This is a genomic window from Acinetobacter sp. Ac8, assembly GCF_055392545.1.
The window spans coordinates 1,143,273-1,159,573 of the sequence record NZ_AP043689.1 but is presented as its reverse complement, the minus strand read 5'-3'; the positions used below and the strand labels follow the sequence as shown (position 1 = coordinate 1,159,573).

Sequence of the window (16,301 nt, the reverse complement as noted above, 5' to 3'; positions counted from 1 at the left end):
TAAGTTTAAATATGAAGAAACTATGAAGAATTTTTTTCTTCTAGGCATAAATCTACCAAAAGCATTTCATTAATTTTTCATCTTGATGTCATCACAGTGTCAATTTAATGACATAAGCTATGCACAGTTTCCATATAAGAATTTGAGAAAAATATGATTAAAAATACTGGGTTAATGATCAGTATTATGGCGTTATTAACCGCTTGTAATGATGACGATAAAAAATCAGAAAACGTCACACCAGAATACAAAGAACCTAAAATCATTATTGTTGGTCACCGAGGGGCAAGTGCTTTACGCCCTGAACATACCCTTGAAAGTTATCAAAAAGCCATTGATGATGGTGCTGATTTTATTGAGCCAGATTTGGTATCGACCAAAGATGGCGTATTGGTTGCACGTCATGAAAATGAAATTGGTGGCACAACCAATGTCAGCACATTCAGCCAATTTGCAGATCGCAAGAAAACAAAAATCATCGATGGGACATCATTAACGGGATGGTTTACAGAAGACTTTACTTTAAGTGAATTAAATCAACTTAAAGCCCGCGAGCGTATTCCAGCGTTACGCCCAAACAATACCCAATACAATGATCAGTTGAATATCCCGACCCTTGAGCAAATTATTGAACTGGCGGAAAAGAATTATAAAAAAACCGGTAAAGTGGTTGGGCTCTATATCGAAACCAAGCACCCAACATATTTTCAAAAATTAAATTTAGCCATGGAAGATCCATTGCTGAAGACTTTGGCAAAGTACCAATATAGCCGTGAAATTGCGCCGATTTATCTACAGTCTTTTGAAGTCAATAATTTAAAGTATTTTAAGGACCAATTGACAGCACATAAGAGCTTAAAGCATGCCAAAATTATTCAGCTTTATGATGATAAGAAAATCAGTCCAGCAGATTATGTCGCACAAGGAATTAAAACCACTTATGGCGATATGGCCACAGCACAAGGTTTAAAAGACGTCGCCAAATATGCCGATGGTGTTGGTCCATGGAAACCGTATATTTTTAATGATAGCTATACTGCACCCTCTTCTTTCGTTACCGATGCACATGCAGTGAACTTAAAAGTCCATCCATATACTTTCCGTCCTGAAAATAATTTCCTTGCCAACAATTTAAAATGTAGCACAGCTGAAGCAGATGCAGCCAAGCGTTGTGAAGCTGGCGCAAACAAAGAATATGAGATGTATTTTAAAGCTGGCGTGGATGGTGTATTTACCGATGATCCCGGTTTAGGCCGCAAAGCTTTGGATGCGTACTGGAAAGCCAATCCAAATACCAAGTAACAACTGATTTTTTCAAACAAATAAGCAAATGATTCAAACATTTGCTTAATTTTTTCTAAACTTGGTGTTTTTTGTTTAAAATTAATTCCGATTTAAGTTTAGAATAATACACTTCTTAAAAACTTTAGCTGCTTTGATTTATGAGTGATTATTCTCCATTTAAGGGTACGACGGGTTTCAAACGCATTCTCAATGCAACAGGCTATTCTTTAGCAGGATTTAAAGCTGCATATCAAAATGAAGCGGCTTTCCGTCAAATTGTTTGGATTAATATCGTTTTAATTCCGATTACATTTTTTGTCGATGTCTCTTCTGTTGAACAGGCAGTGATGATTGCGGTGTGCTTATTGGCAATCATTGTAGAATTGTTTAATTCAGCATTAGAAGCTGTGGTTGATCGTGTTTCTTTAGAACGCCATCCACTGTCTAAAAATGCCAAAGATATGGGAAGTGCTGCACAGTTCGTAGCTCAAGCAATTATTTTCTTTACTTGGGTCATTATTCTTTTTAGATAAGTTATTTTTTCTAGATCAAATAATCTTGTTAGGTAAGTATTCTTTTAAAAAATTAGAGCGAATATTGACATTCCCCCACAGGTAAAATGTCAATTCATAAAAATTGATAACAGCCTAATTTTGCTTTGCTGCACTAATCCAGTCTAAGCACCACGACCTTTTAACTCGAACAGCGCACTTTTAGCTTAAAATTATCTCTGTAAACAATGGATTAAAGTGATGGTTTTGGAATTGGGATATTCTTGTCAATTTTGTCAGGTCGATTGATCTCCATAGAACAATTACTATATCCCCATTTGGTGACCTTACCTTGTTCAAGCATAAATTTCCTTGTACAAGCATTCCAGCCATCATTATATGAAATAATTTTTGCACCATTTGGGAGTTCATAGCTTCTATACGGTGGTCCCCATTTACTGATCAGTTTTTCTTCTGTACTCCCCACCCAAGACTGCATAAAATCATTTCTTGTTTCAAGTCTTTGTCCCATGATACTTAAACATCCTGTTAGCATCTGGCTGATTGCAATAATGAAGATTAATCTTTTCATTTTAGTTCTCCTCAGTTTTCGTGTTGTATTTATATTTACCGAATAGTACAAAAGCATAATAAAAAATATACAAAAAGACAAGGATGAAACAACTTGCATAAAAAATCCCCGCATAAAGCGAGGATTTTTTATGATCTGAGATCGAAACGATATTACATCATTCCGCCCATACCACCCATGCCGCCCATATCAGGCATAGCAGGTTTGTCTTCTGGGATATCAGTAATCATACATTCAGTTGTTAACATCAAACCAGCAACAGATGCAGCATGCTCAAGTGCAGAACGCGTTACTTTAGCAGGGTCAAGGATACCCATTTCTAACATATCGCCATATTGTGAAGTTGCAGCATTGTAACCAAAGTTACCTTCACCGCTCTTCACTGCATTGATCACAACTGATGGCTCATCGCCAGCGTTAGACACGATTTGACGAAGTGGCGCTTCGATCGCACGACGAAGGATGTTCACACCTACAGTTTGGTCATCATTTGCACCAACAAGACCGTCAAGTACTTTAGCTGCACGTACCAACGCAACACCACCACCTGCAACAACACCTTCTTCAACCGCAGCACGCGTTGCATGAAGCGCATCGTCTACACGGTCTTTCTTCTCTTTCATTTCAACTTCAGTTGCAGCACCAATTTTGATTACAGCAACACCGCCAGCGAGTTTAGCTACGCGCTCTTGAAGTTTTTCTTTATCGTATTCAGATGTTGATTCTTCGATTTGAGCACGAATTTGAGTTACACGTTCAGCAATTTGATTTGCATCACCAGCACCATCAACAATCACAGTATTTTCTTTAGAAATCGTGATTTTATGTGCAGTACCTAAATCTTGAAGTGTTGCTTGTTCTAAAGACATGCCCACTTCTTCAGAAATCACAGTAGCACCTGTCAAGATTGCGATATCTTGAAGCATTGCTTTACGACGATCACCAAAACCAGGTGCTTTAACCGCACATACTTTGATGATACCGCGCATGTTGTTTACAACCAGTGTTGCAAGTGCTTCACCCTCAACATCTTCAGCGATGATGAGTAATGGTTTACCTGTTTTTGCAACAGCTTCTAAAACTGTAATCAATTCACGGATATTACCAATTTTCTTATCAACAAGAAGAATGAATGGATTTTCAAGTTCAGCAGTCAAAGTATCTTGTTTGTTTGCAAAGTACGGGCTGATATAACCACGATCAAACTGCATACCTTCTACAACATCAAGCGCATCTTCAAAGCCTGAACCTTCTTCAACGGTAATCACGCCTTCTTTACCAACGCGTTCCATTGCTTGCGCAATCAACTTACCTACAGTTTCATCAGAGTTTGCAGAAATCGAACCGACTTGTTCAATTGCTTTAGTATCAGAAGCTGGTTTAGCAGTTGCTTTGATATTTTCAACAACAGCTCTAACCGCAAGGTCGATACCACGTTTCAAATCCATTGGGTTCATACCCGCAGTGACTGATTTGATCCCTTCATTTAAAATCGCTTGAGCAAGTACAGTTGCAGTTGTTGTACCGTCACCTGCGATATCATTGGTTTTTGAAGAAACTTCACGAACCAATTGTGCACCCATGTTTTCGAATTTGTCTTTTAAAGAAATTTCTTTCGCAACAGTTACACCATCTTTAGTGATGTGCGGTGCACCGAAAGAACGATCAATAACCACATTACGACCTTTAGGGCCTAAAGTTACTTTTACTGCATCTGCAAGTACGTTTACGCCCGCGATCATTTTTGAACGCGCTGAATCACCAAATTTTACGTCTTTAGCTGACATACTAAACTCCAGATATCTTTATAAATTTTAAATTTTGACCAATATGTTTGGATGAAAACTCATCTCAACGGCAGAAGATTAACCTTCCAATACCGCTAAAATGTCAGACTCTTTCATCACAAGAAGTTCTTCACCATCAACTTTAACTTTAGTACCTGCATAAGCACCAAACAGTACGTTATCGCCAACTTTAACGTCTAAAGCGCGTACACCGTTATCAGTGATTTTGCCATTACCTACAGCAAGAATTTCACCTTGAGCAGGTTGTTCAGCTGCAGAAGTACTTAAAATCAAACCACCTGCTGTTTTAGTTTCTTTTTCAACACGGCGGATCACAACGTTGTCATGTAAAGGACGAATCTTGCTCATTTCTAACTCCATAGACATTTAAAATGTCATTGATTACTCAGCGAAGATGACTTCTTATTCCTAGGTCATCGACAAAATATTTGTATGTCACATTTGTGGGGATGGAAATAAACGCTTCAAGGGGAAAACGAAAAAAAATTTATTTAATTTGTATGTTTTTTCTTCTTTTGTATCAAATCATGTCTAATTCAGAATTTTTTATCGCAGTTTTGGCAATAAATTCCTGTAATTGTTCATCAAAAAAATAATGTTCAAAGCCACCATCTTGATGAATCACATTAAAGCTGTTGGGTATATTTTTATGCAAACGTCGAGAAACTGCTGTACCCGCATGAACCTCATAAACTGGTTGCTTTAAATTTAGCGCAAAGGCTTGATTCAGATCATAGACCGCAACTAAATGTAAATGACCATGCAATAAAGCATACAGTTGATGTTGTCCCCATTCTTTAATGGCAAACTGCCCTAAAGCTGGACAATCTTTTAAGTGATGGTCTTCATTAGAGGTATAAAAAGGTTGATGACTAACGATTATTTTTAATTTATTTTTCGGTGCATTGGCCAACAACTGATTTACATTTTGAATTTGCTCAAAAGAAATATGTCCGCGTGTGTGATAACGGCGACGAATACTGTTCATGCCAATTAAATAAAAATGCTCTGTAAATAAGCTGCGTTCTAAACTGCCAAAGAACAGTTGATATAAGCCAAATGGTCTAAAGGCACGATTCCAGACATGATACAAAGGAATATCATGGTTGCCGGGCACCACAAAATAAGGGATGTTTAGTGATTCTAAAAACTGCTTACATGCATAGAATTCTTTAAATTTAGCACGTTGAGTTAAATCACCGCTCACCACAACCACTTCTGGTTTATGCACAGCACAAAACTTTTGAATCGCCCGTATACACTCTGGACGCTCAGTACCAAAATGTAGATCAGACAGATGCAATAACATGCGGCACCATAATTTTTAAAGCATTTTTTTCTACGTGTAAGGTTAACGGGGTCGTCATTGAAACAATTTCTCCATCGACAGCAACGGTCAGTTTAGGCTTTTTTGAATAGACAATGACTTTTTGTGCACCAAAACTATACACATCTGAAGCGTTTTCCAATTTTCCACGAATGGTTTGAAACAAGGTTTTAAATAAAGTGGCTTTATCTCCTTTGGCGATCACCACACCGGCAATTTCCCCCACCTCTGCACATTTCGAAATTTTTAAATTTAATTCTTTTAATTGCAGTTGATTATTACCAAAAAAAATCAGCGGTGTTTTTACAGGATACTTTTGCCCATCTACTTCAATCTCTAATTTGAGTTCTTTACGATCACGAATCAGTACATCTAAACCTGACGTATAAGCATTTAAAGGAAAGCGTCCAAACCGACGATTATATTCTTCGCGTTTTTTAATAAACAAAGGATACAAACCTAAACTGGCATTATTTAAATAAATTTGATCATTGATACAGGCCACATGTGAGGCACGCGGCTCCCCTGTGGCAATCACATTGGCTGCCTCTAAAATATTCAAAGGGATATGTAGAACACGCGCCACATAATTAAAAGTACCCAAAGGTAGTATTCCCATAGGAATTTTTTGCTTTAACATTTGCGAGGCGACTGCATTCAACGTACCATCACCACCTGCAGCAACAATGACACCACAATCTGAGTATTGTGCATGACGTTGAAAGATTTTTTGCATCAGGGTTTTTATATCAGGCTCTGAACCAATATCAAAAACTTGAATTTCAAAACCATGTGAGGTCCAGATGGTCATGAGTTTTTCATAAATATCATCTTTTTGATTGGCATGAAAACCTGACTTTTCATTGTAAATCATTGAAAGAGGCTTGAGTTCTGTGTCCATAAGCTTGATTATTTTGAAGTATTTGCACTAATTTCGTCGATTTTCTAAACAAATAAAAGCACCTTTATGTAAAATTCGAATTATGCCCATTTATTAAATCAATAATTAATTTAGTAAATCTTATAATTTCAACTTATTGTAAACTATTATTATTTACAATTAAAATACCCTACATTCTATTTAAAAATACCAATAAAAATCAAACAATAATCCATGTTAGATAATACAAATCAAACACTTAGTAAAAATTCGAGCATTGGTATCTTTTAAGCCTTTAGTCTTATTTTTTTTATGAATATATGTTTTAATACCACCACTTTTTTTCATACTTAAATTTGAATGTAGTATCCCTTCATTCAGATTATTATTTGTACACAAAATTGTACATATTTTAGATAGGCCTCACCATGACCCAAGTGAACGCACCAGAATTCGTTCGTCATCCCAAGCTCATTGCATGGGTTGAAGAAATTGCTAAATTAACTAAACCTGCAAAAATTGAATGGTGTGACGGAAGCGAAGAAGAGAATCAACGTTATATCGACTTGATGATCGCTAACGGCACTATGCAAGCGTTGAACCAAGAAAAACATCCTGGTTCTTATTTAGCGAATTCTGATCCGTCTGACGTAGCGCGTGTTGAAGGTCGTACATACATCTGCTCTGAAAAACAAGAAGATGCTGGTGCGACAAACAACTGGGAAGCTCCTGCTGAGATGCGTACTCGCCTTAACGGTTTGTTTGATGGCGCAATGCAAGGACGTACCATGTACGTGGTTCCATTCTCTATGGGTCCATTAGGTTCTCACATTGCTCACATCGGTATCGAAATTACAGATTCTCCTTATGTTGCTGTAAGTATGCGTAAAATGGCTCGTATGGGTAAAGCTGTTTATGACGTACTAGGCACTGATGGCGACTATGTTCCTTGCGTACATACTGTTGGCGCGCCGCTGGCTGAAGGTCAAAAAGATGTTGCATGGCCTTGTAACCCAGAAAAATATATCGTGCATTATCCAGAAACGCGTGAGATCTGGTCTTACGGTTCAGGATACGGCGGTAACGCATTATTGGGTAAAAAATGCCTTGCTTTACGTATTGCATCATCTATGGGTCGTCAACAAGGCTGGTTAGCTGAACACATGTTGATCCTTGGTGTGACCAATCCACAAGGTGAGAAACACTATATTGCAGCAGCATTCCCATCTGCATGTGGTAAAACCAACTTTGCGATGTTGATTCCACCAGCAGGTTATGAAGGTTGGAAAATTGAAACTGTAGGTGACGATATTGCTTGGATCAAACCAGGTGAAGATGGTCGCTTATATGCAATCAACCCTGAAGCTGGTTTCTTTGGTGTCGCACCTGGTACAAACATCAAAACAAATCTAAACTGTATGGCGACACTTCACAAAGATGTTATCTATACAAACGTTGCTGTAACAGAAGATGGCGACGTATGGTGGGAAGGTTTAACCAAAGAAGCGCCTGCTAACTTGACCAACTGGAAAGGCCAACCGCATGTTGCTGGTGAAAAAGCAGCACATCCAAATGCGCGTTTCACCGTTGCAGCGGGTCAATGCCCTTCTATTGATGCTGACTGGGAAAATCCAGCTGGCGTACCAATTTCTGCGTTCATCTTCGGTGGTCGTCGTGCAGATACAGTACCTTTAATCTCAGAAGCTTTTGACTGGGTTGATGGTGTTTATAAAGCAGCAACAATGGGTTCTGAAACGACTGCAGCTGCAGTAGGTCAACAAGGTGTTGTACGCCGTGACCCATTTGCAATGCTTCCATTTGCTGGCTACAACATGGCTGACTACTTCTCTCATTGGTTAGAAATGGGTGAAGAAGTTGGTGCTAAAGCGAAAGCTGCAGGCAATAAACTTCCTGGCATTTATAACGTAAACTGGTTCCGTCGCGATGCTGAAGGCAACTTTGTATGGCCTGGTTTTGGTCAAAACATGCGTGTGCTTGAGTGGATCATTGACCGTTGTGAAGGTCGTGCTGAAGCAGTGGAAACACCGATTGGTTTTGTTCCAACTTATGAGCAATTGAACTGGACAGGTTCTGACTTCACTAAAGATCAATTTAATCTTGTGACTTCTCAAAACAAAGATCAATGGATCAAAGAGATTGAGAGCCACACTGAGTTATTTGATAAACTTGGTGAGCGCTTACCAGCTGCACTTAAAACTCGTCAAAATGAGCTTTTAGAGGCTGTTAAAAAATCTGCTTAATCGCTAAAAATTAAGACATACAAAAAGACCGCTACATAGCGGTCTTTTTTACTTAGTGTGATACAGTTCACTTTATTGCTTTGGTATCCATTACAATTATGTAATAAAAATACAAATGATTACTGTTTCCATGTACAAAATTCATATTTTCTCTATAATTCAAACATTACTTTATTTTATTGATTTTTTTTAATCATGTTAGAAAATATTATTTATTCGGCAAAAGTTATTAGAGCCAAATTTGTCTCAGATAGACGTTATCTCACCAAAAGATTTATTGCTAAATTGGGTTATACCCCGAACTTTGATCAGCCTAAAAGTTTCAATGAAAAAGTCACCGCCAGAATGATCTATGAAAGAGCACCTTTACATACAAAATTAGCAGATAAATTTGCTGTACGCGAAATGCTTGCAGAGAAAATTTGTTGTTCCCATTTTGTTCCACTGATTGGTGTATATAAGTGCTTTGAGGAAATTGACTTTAATCAACTTCCTAACAAGTTTGTTTTAAAATGCAATCATGACAGCGGCAGTGCGATTGTCTGTAATGATAAAGCGCAATTTGATATCAAAAAAGCGCAGCACAAACTCAATCACCACCTTAAACAAAATATGTATTTTAGAAAACGAGAATGGCATTACAAAGATATTGTTCCTCTAATTTTGGCCGAACAACATATTGATTTGTTTGTTGATCAAGACAATAAGCTGACCATTACAACATGCCGTGTTCATTGTTTTGAAGGTCAGCCTCGATATATTGAAGTTGATGTACAAGACAGCCAAGGCGTGGATTATTCAAATATGTATGACACATCTTGGGTGCTGCAACCCTTTACCGTTGATCTAAAAAGCAATACGCCAAGCTGTTTAGCACGACCGCAAAAATTAAATAAAATGCTTCAGTTGTCAGAAGATCTTTGTTTTAAATATGGTTATAGCCGAATCGATTTCTTATTATCTCAAGACGATGTTTTCTTTAGTGAGATTACCTTAACCCCCAATGCAGGTCGTATGGTCATCACCCCAAGTGAGTGGGATGAAAAGTTAGGCGCTTTATGGCTGACTGACTAAGCCAAGCAAAAAGACCGACGCGTTCGGTCTTTTTTGTGATTTAATGCAATCATTCAATATCTAAAAATAAGCGCAATGACAGCAATTAAAAACATTACCACAACTCAACCTTATCTAACCCTGTTACCTGACCACGAAGTTGTCTTCGCCCCTTCAAGTCTATTTCTAGCTCAACATTTACTTCTACTTATTTCAATTGATTTATCGGCAATCAATCCAGCATGGCAAGGAAAAATTCATTTGCTCAATCCGATTGAACCTTATGAATGCTATATCGGAAGTGATACCACAGAATTTTCTGATGCATTTGCCAATGAAAATTGGTTTATTATGCAATTAAATCAACAAAATCAATATGAATGGTTAGCAAACAACAGATATTTTGCTTTAGAGAATCCTGATTGCGAGGCCGATCTAAAAACCCATCATAAAGAAATGCATGAAGATTACTTGCAGCTTAAACAGCGCTTTGCCGAAACTGGAAAAGTCATTTCAACATCACGCATTGAATATCAAAATGATTCTGCAACAACCCTACTTGACCAATTAGGGGGTGAATGTGGCGGTGGAAACTGGACTTATCCAATTGATGAACATTTTGATTTACGCTACATCAACGCAGACCGTGATGATCAAGAAGTTCATATTTATGACCGTGATGGCAGGCGTTATTATTTTATTGCAGCTGTTGCTGGCTGGGAATATTGTTCACATGGGGCAGATTGGATTTTAATGTACTACCAACCTGAAACCCGACGCGTTTTATATACCTTTGATTGGTCATAACGTACCTTGTGCAAAGCTATATATTTTCCACTTTTGCTTAGGCAACATCTTTCTGTAAGCGGCGTTCATGCAATTCAAGCAAATATTCATCCAATGCTTGAATTTCAGCTTCGGTAAATTTTAAATATAACTTGCTACGGCGCTTTAAAATATCCTGACTGGTGATCGCCCACTCTTGGTCAACCAAATAATCGACCTCTTGGGCATATAAACCATGGCCAAAATCTTGACCAAGTTCATGAACAGATGTCGAATGATTTAAAAATTTCCATGTATAAGTTCCATAGGCATGTGCCCAACGGCTTGCAGTTTCATGATCAAGCCCTTTGATTTTATTTTGAATTTCTAAAACCAATCCATCAATTGAAACTAAATTCTCAGCACCCGGCAGTAAGGATTTTTCAGTCCAAGCTTTCCCAGCGTTAGGGAAGAACTTCTGCAAATGCTCCATGGCAGATTCAGCCAAGCGTCGATAAGTGGTTAACTTGCCACCAAACACAGAAAGTAAGGGTGCATCATTTTCATGATCTTGCGATAAAGCCAAAGTATAGTCACGGGTGATTGCGGCTGGATTATCAGACTCATCATCACACAATGGGCGCACCCCTGAGAATGTCTGAATAATATCGGCTTGAGTCAGTTGCACTTTAAAATGATCATTGGATACATCAAGCAGATAATCAATCTCTTGCTGACTAATTTCAACATTATTCGGATCTGCTAAATATTCACGATCAGTTGTACCAATCATGGTGTATTGATTGAGATAAGGAATTGCAAACACGATACGTTGATCATCATTTTGCATAATAAAGGCTTTATCACCGTCATATATTTTCGGCACAATAATATGACTGCCTTGAATGAGGCGAATTCCATATTGCGATTTTAACTGAAGCTCTTGCTTAATAAATTGTGCAACCCAAGGCCCCGCAGCATTGACCAAAACCTTCGCTTGTATGTGATAAACGCCCTGCTCATTTTCAAACTGGATATTCCATAAACCATGTTCACGCTGTGCTGAAATACAGCGTGTTTGCGTAACCACAGTGGCATTTTTTTCACGTGCTTGCATCGCATTTAAAACGACTAAGCGTGAATCATCTACAGCACAATCTGAGTATTCAAATCCGCGTGTGATCTCTGTTTTTAGTGGGCTAGTATCAGGATCAAATTCAACCAAATGTGAACCTGCAAGCTTCTCTCTTTTGCCCAAATGATCATATAAAAATAGCCCCGTACGAATCAGCCAAGCAGGACGCAAATGAGGTTGATGTGGCATGATAAAACGCATAGGACGAATGATATGTGGTGCTTTTGCCAGTAAGACTTCTCGCTCAGCTAAGGCTTCTCGCACTAAACGAAATTCTTTATGTTCCAAATAACGTAGACCACCATGGATCAACTTACTGCTTGCAGATGAGGTATGGCTGGCTAAATCATCTTTTTCACACAAAAATACAGATAAACCACGCCCAGCAGCATCATTGGCAATACCGACACCATTTATTCCACCACCAATTACAGCAATATCATAATAAGTTTGTTGCTCATTGATTTGTGTCATAAACGCCACCACCTTTGATCATTTGCATATATTCACAATCATTTTTGAAAATATATTTTCGTTTGTTTTCATTTAAGAAAATAATAGATAGTTTTTTAATCAATGTCTATCAAAAAATGATCAATTTCACGTTTATCATATTTTCACTATGGGTTTTAAAATTAGCCTAAACCACAGTTAAAGCCACTTCTGCTGCATGAATTTGTTTTAAATAATTTTCAGTGGGCACTTTATTTGTAAAAAGCCGATCTATTTCAGAAAGATGGCCTAAGCGCATCATTGCATGACGACCAAACTTGCTCTCATCTGCTGCTAAAAATACCTGCCGAGCACCTAAAATAATTTCTTGCGAGACAGACACTTCTTGAAAATCGAAATCGAGCATCGTTCCATCTTCATCAATCCCACTGATACCAATCAGGGCATAATCAACTTTAAACTGTTTAAAAAATTCAGAGGTGGCTTGTCCTATCACACCGCCATCAGGGCGCACTTTTCCGCTGGCAATCAGTACTTCAAAATCATCATTCATACTCAAAATTTTCGCCACATTTAAATTATTGGTGATCACTTTTAAACCGCGATGTTGCAATAAAGCATGCGCAATAGCTTCGGTTGTTGTACCAATATTGATAAATAACGATGCATGGTCTGGAACTGAGTTTGCAACGGCTGTTGCAATGCGCTGTTTTTCCGCTAAATTATGGCTGATCCGTTGACTATATGCGGTATTGGTGACGCTTGAGTCTATCGCAGCGCCACCATGATAACGACGTAATAGTCCGGCATCGGCCAATTGATTGATATCCCGCCGTACAGTTTGTGGGGTAACTGCAAAATGCTGTGCAATCTCATCAATACTGACGTAGCCCCGAGCCTTAACCAATGCTAATGTTTGCTGTTGTCGAATCATCAAGTCCATAGATGTGAAACCTTATTGTTTTATTTTCAAAAATGAACATTTAGCTGCTATAAATAGCATGACTGCTTAGCTTACGACTAGATTAAATTTTTAAAGTCTCCCAACTCAGCTTATTAAATTGTGCACATTTCATACATTTAGATGCAAGCAAACATGCTTTAACTTTAAGCTAAATTCTTATAATTTATAAAATATTTCAAATTAAATAGCTGTTTTAAAAAAATTATTCATTTATTTCTAGAATTTCTCATTCTAGATCAACAATAAACCCTCAACACAGCTAAGACCAAAGTCTAATAAGGTCTGCTTTCATTCAAGCGTATAACGAGCATTGTAATTATTTGTATCTCCCTCGTCATACTGACTTAAATTCTCTCTGTTTGATTTTTCTGCTTTGATTTTCATCCAAAATGAAAGTTAAACAGGCTGTATTTTGCATATTCTTTTGGAGAATTGCCTTGTCCAATTCATCTCCTCAAGTTGCCACTTCGCAACTTGATAGAAAAACTCGTTTCAAATCTATACTTGGTGGTTCAGCTGGTAATTTAGTCGAATGGTATGATTGGTATGTCTATGCCGCATTTACCCTCTATTTTGCCCCTGTGTTCTTTCCAGAAGGTAATGAAACGGTCAAACTTCTCCAAGCTGCTGCAGTTTTTGCTTTAGGCTTTTTAATGCGTCCGATCGGCGCATGGATCATGGGCGTTTATGCTGACCGTAAAGGTCGTAAAGCGGGTTTAACACTTTCTGTTTCATTGATGTGTGTTGGCTCATTAATCATTGCTTGTGCGCCATCTTATGATTCAGTCGGAATGTTTGCTCCTGCACTGCTTTTATTTGCGCGCTTATTACAAGGTTTAAGTGTTGGTGGTGAGTATGGCTCTAGTGCCACCTATTTAACTGAAATGGCAGGTAAAAATCACCGCGGATTTTTCTCAAGTTTCCAATATGTCACCCTGATTTCAGGTCAATTACTGGCACTCTGTGTACTGATTATCCTGCAACATAATCTTTCTGAAGATGCCTTACATGCATGGGGATGGCGTGTTCCTTTCTTTATCGGTGCATTACTTGCAATTGTTGTGTTCTGGATTCGTCGTGGTCTGGTTGAAACAGAATCATCTAAACAAGCACAACAACAAGCTAAAAATGGCGGTGAAACATCTGGTGCTTTGGCCTTATTCACCAAGTATCCTAAACAAGCATTTACAGTCATTATGCTAACAGCAGGCGGTACCTTAGCCTTCAATACATTTACGACTTATTTACAAAAATACTTAGTCAACACTTCGGGTTTTGAAAAAACCACCGCAACTGAAATTACCACAGCCGCAATCTTTATTTTTATGTTGATTCAACCTGCAGTCGGTGCACTTTCAGACAAAATTGGTCGTAAACCGATTATGATCACTTTTGGTGTACTCGGTGTGCTATTTACCATTCCTATTTTCAATGGTTTAGGCTCGACAACGGACCCTAAAACGGCTTTCTTCTTATGTATGAGTGGTATGGTCATTGTGACTGGATATACAGCCATTAATGCGGTTGTAAAAGCTGAATTATTTCCACCGCATATTCGCGCTTTAGGTGTAGCCTTACCTTATGCACTTGCCAACACTGTATTTGGCGGTACGGCTGAATTAGTTGCACTAAGCTTTAAAAATGCCGGTCATGAAAACTATTTCTTCTATTACATTACCTTTATGATCGGTTTATCTCTAATCACCTATGTGTTTATGAAAGATACGAAAAAACATAGCCTGATTACGGATGATTAATTCAAAATAAACTTTGCAATCTAATTCATTTAAAACAGCTTTTTTATTCACATGAAAAAGCTGTTTTATTTAAGCAATTCACTTATCGTGAAAATTGCAAAGCTATGGCATACTAAAAATAATTCAAAAAGCTAGGACTTTAAAAGATGAAAAAAATCACTTATGCAGGTTTAGGATTAATCGTTTTAGCTTTATCTGCATGTCAAACAACCCCTCGTCAATACAATGGCGTAACCGGTTATCAAATTGAAAATCAAACAGCAGATAGTGCAACCCTTGCGTATACCCTTTCAGGTCGTGCAGATCGTGATTTGGATGCGGATAAATTACAGCGCGCATGTCAAAAAGTATTGGGTGCAAACAAAAACTATAAAATTTCTGTATTAAGTACCAATGAAATTATCAACCCGCAAACAGCAAAAGATCAGGCTGGCGTTCAACTTGGACATAGCCGTACATCTTTTGGGCTTTCCAACACGCCAAGTCTAAATAACAGTGAAGATTATGCAACACGCCAAGCCTTAGATACCCGCCCAAGCACTTTACATGTGGTACGTTATACCTGTTCTTGATTTTAGCTATGTGTATCGCAGAATAAAATAAGACGCTGTCATAGCGTCTTATAAAAACTCACATTTCTAAATTCTTTGGCTTCATCTAAATCAGGCCAAGTGGTTGCACTTCGTTCATCCAATTTTTGGTAATTTGGATGACTAAAGTTTTTCACTCTACTATCTGCCACCCATACTTCTGGTGCAAATTTTAAAAACTCATCCAAGAAGAACCGGTTAGATTGATCATATAAAACATCTGCTGCTAATAAGACATCAACCTGTTCGGCTTTATATAAATCATCTAGATACTCAAGCTCAACATCATTGAGCAAAGCATTTTCACGACAAGCATCCAAACTTATCGGGTCGATATCACAACAGATGACACGTTTTGCACCTGCCATTTTGGCTGCAATTGCAACCACACCGGATCCAGCACCAAAATCCAGCACCACTTTATCTTTTACATGCTGTGGTTCTGCAATCAGCCATTGTGCCATTGCTAAACCAGAAGCCCAGCAAAAAATCCAATACGGTGTATCATTCCAAATACGGCGAATCACCTCATCATCCAAACGATCTGTTGGAAAAACTGGTGGAATCAACCATAACGAAATTGGGCTTTCAGGCAACTGCTGCGCCAATAATTCGCATTGAGGAATTACTTCATGCAAAGCATCAAGTAAATGTTGTGGGGCTTTAGGAAATTGATAAGTACAGCTCATGCAAAATATGACCAAAATTATTATTTTGATATTGAGGAAATACAGCTTCTTCCTCATATTCGATAGACAGTAACATCATGTGCTAAGGTTCGAGACGATACTTCTTGTTAAGTCTCAGATACAGCTACTTAAAAGTAGATCTTAAACGCGTTAAGCCAATGACCATTAAACTAATGACAATATTGCCTACTTTTACTGAAAATAAACATTGCTGTGTAAATGTAGGCTAGATTTGAACACAGTGAATGCATG

General features: G+C 38.1%; 15 protein-coding genes. 7 read left to right on the top strand and 8 right to left on the bottom strand.

Going from position 1 to position 16,301, the window contains the following annotated elements; all coding sequences use genetic code 11:
- The first annotated feature begins 153 nt into the window (after positions 1 to 153).
- Both ACZ5QH_RS05600 and ACZ5QH_RS05595 read left to right on the top strand, forming a co-directional pair.
- Complete coding sequence (locus ACZ5QH_RS05600; protein ID WP_239046233.1) at positions 154 to 1,302, top strand: glycerophosphodiester phosphodiesterase; 1,149 nt, start codon at positions 154 to 156, stop codon at positions 1,300 to 1,302.
- A 140-nt stretch (positions 1,303 to 1,442) separates the two neighbouring features.
- Positions 1,443 to 1,817 (top strand): diacylglycerol kinase, encoded by a 375-nt coding sequence (locus ACZ5QH_RS05595; RefSeq protein ID WP_004819673.1) that lies wholly within the window; start codon positions 1,443 to 1,445, stop codon positions 1,815 to 1,817.
- Between the two features lie 211 nt (positions 1,818 to 2,028).
- On the opposite strand, the gene ACZ5QH_RS05590 is transcribed toward ACZ5QH_RS05595, so the two are convergent.
- From ACZ5QH_RS05590 to ACZ5QH_RS05570, 5 genes are all read right to left on the bottom strand, one after another.
- Positions 2,029 to 2,367: a hypothetical protein gene (locus ACZ5QH_RS05590; RefSeq protein ID WP_034617293.1), complete on the bottom strand. Its 339-nt coding sequence runs from the start codon at positions 2,365 to 2,367 to the stop codon at positions 2,029 to 2,031.
- A 152-nt stretch (positions 2,368 to 2,519) separates the two neighbouring features.
- The gene (gene groL / locus ACZ5QH_RS05585; protein ID WP_004819670.1) at positions 2,520 to 4,154 is read right to left on the bottom strand and encodes a chaperonin GroEL; all 1,635 of its coding nucleotides are present in this window, start codon (positions 4,152 to 4,154) and stop codon (positions 2,520 to 2,522) included.
- A 78-nt stretch (positions 4,155 to 4,232) separates the two neighbouring features.
- Positions 4,233 to 4,523, bottom strand: coding sequence for a co-chaperone GroES (locus ACZ5QH_RS05580; RefSeq protein WP_004722444.1), 291 nt, complete (start codon positions 4,521 to 4,523; stop codon positions 4,233 to 4,235).
- Between the two features lie 172 nt (positions 4,524 to 4,695).
- On the bottom strand, positions 4,696 to 5,484 hold the full coding sequence (locus tag ACZ5QH_RS05575; RefSeq protein ID WP_004819668.1) for a metallophosphoesterase family protein: 789 nt from the start codon (positions 5,482 to 5,484) through the stop codon (positions 4,696 to 4,698).
- Positions 5,465 to 6,403: a diacylglycerol/lipid kinase family protein gene (locus tag ACZ5QH_RS05570; protein ID WP_004819665.1), complete on the bottom strand. Its 939-nt coding sequence runs from the start codon at positions 6,401 to 6,403 to the stop codon at positions 5,465 to 5,467. The genes ACZ5QH_RS05575 and ACZ5QH_RS05570 overlap by 20 nt, the downstream gene beginning before the upstream one ends.
- 407 nt (positions 6,404 to 6,810) lie before the next feature.
- Between ACZ5QH_RS05570 and ACZ5QH_RS05565 the strand changes: the two genes are divergently transcribed.
- The 3 genes from ACZ5QH_RS05565 (at position 6,811) to ACZ5QH_RS05555 (ending at position 10,503) form a co-directional block, all read left to right on the top strand.
- Positions 6,811 to 8,643: a phosphoenolpyruvate carboxykinase (GTP) gene (locus tag ACZ5QH_RS05565; RefSeq protein ID WP_303577701.1), complete on the top strand. Its 1,833-nt coding sequence runs from the start codon at positions 6,811 to 6,813 to the stop codon at positions 8,641 to 8,643.
- 195 nt (positions 8,644 to 8,838) lie between these two features.
- The gene (locus ACZ5QH_RS05560) at positions 8,839 to 9,717 is read left to right on the top strand and encodes an ATP-grasp fold amidoligase family protein (RefSeq protein ID WP_004819661.1); all 879 of its coding nucleotides are present in this window, start codon (positions 8,839 to 8,841) and stop codon (positions 9,715 to 9,717) included.
- A 75-nt stretch (positions 9,718 to 9,792) separates the two neighbouring features.
- Positions 9,793 to 10,503 carry a hypothetical protein gene (locus tag ACZ5QH_RS05555; protein WP_303577700.1) on the top strand — a complete coding sequence of 237 codons (711 nt, stop codon included), beginning with the start codon at positions 9,793 to 9,795 and terminating at the stop codon, positions 10,501 to 10,503.
- 37 nt (positions 10,504 to 10,540) lie between these two features.
- Here the strand turns inward: ACZ5QH_RS05555 and glpD are convergent, their stop codons facing one another.
- Both glpD and ACZ5QH_RS05545 read right to left on the bottom strand, forming a co-directional pair.
- Positions 10,541 to 12,070, bottom strand: coding sequence for a glycerol-3-phosphate dehydrogenase (glpD, locus tag ACZ5QH_RS05550; RefSeq protein WP_303577699.1), 1,530 nt, complete (start codon positions 12,068 to 12,070; stop codon positions 10,541 to 10,543).
- 166 nt (positions 12,071 to 12,236) lie between these two features.
- Positions 12,237 to 12,992 (bottom strand): DeoR/GlpR family DNA-binding transcription regulator, encoded by a 756-nt coding sequence (locus ACZ5QH_RS05545; protein ID WP_303577698.1) that lies wholly within the window; start codon positions 12,990 to 12,992, stop codon positions 12,237 to 12,239.
- A gap of 458 nt (positions 12,993 to 13,450) precedes the next feature.
- Between ACZ5QH_RS05545 and ACZ5QH_RS05540 the strand changes: the two genes are divergently transcribed.
- Positions 13,451 to 14,770, top strand: coding sequence for an MFS transporter (locus ACZ5QH_RS05540; protein ID WP_034617278.1), 1,320 nt, complete (start codon positions 13,451 to 13,453; stop codon positions 14,768 to 14,770).
- Between the two features lie 146 nt (positions 14,771 to 14,916).
- Positions 14,917 to 15,342, top strand: coding sequence for a hypothetical protein (locus tag ACZ5QH_RS05535; RefSeq protein WP_004722461.1), 426 nt, complete (start codon positions 14,917 to 14,919; stop codon positions 15,340 to 15,342).
- Positions 15,343 to 15,380: 38 nt separating this feature from the next.
- On the opposite strand, the gene ACZ5QH_RS05530 is transcribed toward ACZ5QH_RS05535, so the two are convergent.
- The gene (locus ACZ5QH_RS05530; protein ID WP_004819654.1) at positions 15,381 to 16,049 is read right to left on the bottom strand and encodes a class I SAM-dependent methyltransferase; all 669 of its coding nucleotides are present in this window, start codon (positions 16,047 to 16,049) and stop codon (positions 15,381 to 15,383) included.
- Positions 16,050 to 16,301: the final 252 nt, after the last annotated feature.